This window comes from Kitasatospora sp. NPDC058965, assembly GCF_042741245.1.
Taxonomy (GTDB): Bacteria; Actinomycetota; Actinomycetes; order Streptomycetales; family Streptomycetaceae; genus Kitasatospora.
This window is the reverse complement of sequence record NZ_JBHYKG010000546.1, coordinates 1-2,615: the sequence shown is the minus strand read 5'-3', so window position 1 is coordinate 2,615 and position 2,615 is coordinate 1. Positions and strand designations below refer to the sequence as shown.

3 protein-coding genes are annotated in these 2,615 nt (G+C 75.9%); 1 reads left to right on the top strand and 2 read right to left on the bottom strand.

Annotation, left to right across the window (positions count from 1 at the left end; all coding sequences use genetic code 11):
• Together ACFW1A_RS39915 and ACFW1A_RS39910 are read right to left on the bottom strand one after the other, a co-directional pair.
• Positions 1-804 (bottom strand): lytic transglycosylase domain-containing protein (locus ACFW1A_RS39915; RefSeq protein WP_380418543.1); only part of this gene is annotated, 804 nt, incomplete at its 3' end.
• Positions 805-1,022: 218 nt separating this feature from the next.
• Positions 1,023-2,012, bottom strand: coding sequence for a helix-turn-helix transcriptional regulator (locus tag ACFW1A_RS39910; protein WP_380418541.1), 990 nt, complete (start codon positions 2,010-2,012; stop codon positions 1,023-1,025).
• Positions 2,013-2,106: 94 nt separating this feature from the next.
• Between ACFW1A_RS39910 and ACFW1A_RS39905 the strand changes: the two genes are divergently transcribed.
• Positions 2,107-2,505 carry a VOC family protein gene (locus tag ACFW1A_RS39905; protein ID WP_380418545.1) on the top strand — a complete coding sequence of 133 codons (399 nt, stop codon included), beginning with the start codon at positions 2,107-2,109 and terminating at the stop codon, positions 2,503-2,505.
• Positions 2,506-2,615 lie beyond the last annotated feature (110 nt).

Below are 2,615 nucleotides of genomic sequence, written 5' to 3'. Positions count from 1 at the left end.
GGCCACGACCGCCGTACCGGTCAGGTAGTACGCCATCCAGGCCCGGACGGTGCTCAGGTACTCCGTCGAGTTGTTGTACCCGAGCACGGCCCGGTCGAGCTGGGCCGGCACGGACAGGTCCCGCCCGCCCGCGCAGAGGTAGCGGCCTGCCGCCAGTGCCGCGTCCCAGATGTTGTTCGGGTCGGCCCGGCCGTCGCCGTTGCCGTCCGCGCCCCAGACCGCCCAGGTGGAGGGGATGAACTGCATCGGCCCGACGGCCCGGTCCCACACCGAACTGCCGTCGTACCGGCCGCCGTCGGTGTCGGGGATGGCGGCGAAGCCGTTCCCGTCCAGGACCGGGCCGAGGATCGGCGTGTACGTGGTGCCGGTGGCGTCCACCGACCCGCCGTCGGCCTGGCTCGACTCCACCTGGCCGATCCCGGCGAGCAGTTGCCACGGCAGGTGGCAGCCGGGCGCCGAGACCGCGAGCGAGGCCTCGGCCTTGCGGTAGGCGTCGAAGACCGTCGACGGCAGCCGCGGCCCGCCCGTGGGCTGGACCGCGGGCGGCTGCGGGCCGGGCCCGGGCGTCGGGAGCGCCGCCACCGGCGGCTGCGGGAGCGGCCGGGCGCCGCCGCCGTCCAGCGGGGGTCCGCCGGTCGGCAGGGCCGTCGGCGCCTGACGGTCCACCACCACGGCGGTCGCCCCGCCGACCTGGGACGCCGACAGCGCCGACGACGCCATGGGCGCGGTCGGCGCCGTCACGGCGGCCAGCGCCACCACCGCCCCTGCCGCCCGCAGTTGCACTCGCTTGCCTATTCGCCCCACCGGTCGGGCTCCCCTCTGTGGATCTTGCGGCCAGTCCTTGGACGAACGGACGCCGCTTCAGGTTCCATGTCGGAGCCGTCAATCCGAAATCCGGACACCGGTGCTGGTGACGTGCGGGGGCAGGGCTGGGCGCGAGCGCCCCGGTCGCGCCGCCGTACGGGTGCCGGCGTAGCCGCGGGCGGGGTGTCACGCCGCGGCCGGGCGCCGGCTCCCCGGTGTCAGGCCTGCCGCGCGCACGCGGCGAGGCGGTCGGCGAGCGCGGTGACGAGGTCGCGCAGTTCCTCGGGCCCCTCAATGACGAACGGCCGGTCGAGCGCGGCGAGGACCGGCGGCAGCCAGTCGAGCCGCTCCGCCCGCAGCCGCACCCGCAGCCACCGTTCGGTCGCCGGGTCCTCCCCCGCCCCGGGCGCGATCTCCGCCACGGTCGCCACGGTGGCCGGCAGCCGGGCGCGGACCTGCTCGACCGTCCCGTGGATCCGCAGGCGCACCTCGTGCCGGTACTCGGCGGCGGCGAACCCGGACAGCACCCGCTCCGCCGCGCCGGCCCCGTCCGGTGCCTCGAACTCGCCGGGCAGGGTCCGCAGGTGCGCGATGCGGTCCAGCCGGAGGGTCCGGTCCTCGCCGATCCCGGCGTCCCGGCCGGTGACGTACCACCGGCCCGCGTGGGCGACGATCCCGTACGCGTGCAGGGTGCGCTCGCTGAGCCGTCCCGCCCGGTCGGTGTAGCGGAGCGCGACCGGGCGGCGGTGGCGGACCGCGTCGGCGAGCGTGAGCAGGGTCGCGGCGTCCGGGGCCTCGGCATCGCCGGGCCGGTCCGTGACGGCGAGCGCTTCCAGCAGGGTGTCGAGCCGGGCGGCGAGGTGCTTGGGCAGCACCCGCCGGATCTTCGCCGCCGCCGTCTCGCTCGCCGTGCGCTCCGCGGTCGCCAGTCCGGCCCGCCGGCCGGCGAGCAGGCCGAGCAGCACGGCCAGCGCCTCGTCGTCGCTGAGCATGAGCGGCGGCAGCCGGTACCCCGGGCCGAGCCGGTACCCGCCGTAGCGGCCGCGCACCGATTCCACCGGGATGTCCAGCTCGATCAACTGCTCCACGTACCGCCGCACGGTGCGCCCCTCGACCCCGAGCCGGTCGGCGAGTTCGGCCACCGTGCGGGTGCCGCCCGACTGGAGCAGTTCGAGGAGGGTGAGGACACGGCCGGTGGGTCGGGGCATGCGGACCAACCTAGCGCGAATAGTGGACCGGTTCTGTCCCCTATTGCTCCTAGCCTGCGACGTGCACACCAACGGCACGGCCAAGGAGAACCCCGTGGACTTCGTCTCGATCCGCATCATCACCGCCGACGTCGCGCGCCTCGTCGCGTTCTACGAGCGGGCCACCGGAGCCCGGGCCGACTGGGCCACCGAGGACTTCGCCGAGCTCCGGACCGCGGGCGCCACCCTCGCGATCGCCGGCACCCGCACCGTCCCGCTGTTCGCCCCGGGATCCGCCCGGCCGGCGGCCAACGACAGCGTGATCACCGAGTTCCTGGTCGACGACGTGGACCGCGTCCACCGGGACCTCACCGGCTTCGTCGCGGACTTCGTCGCCGGCCCCACCACCATGCCGTGGGGCAACCGGTCGCTGCTCTTCCGCGACCCCGACGGCAACCTGGTCAACTTCTTCACGCCCGTCACGCCGGCGGCGGTCGCGAAGTTCGGGCGCTGACGCCGCGCCGCGCCCGGACGAGCCGTGCGCGGCCTTTCGGAGCACGGGTGGCCTTCCGAGCCTTGCGCGGCCTTCCGAAGCACGGGTGGCCCCGGGCCGGAGCCCGGGGC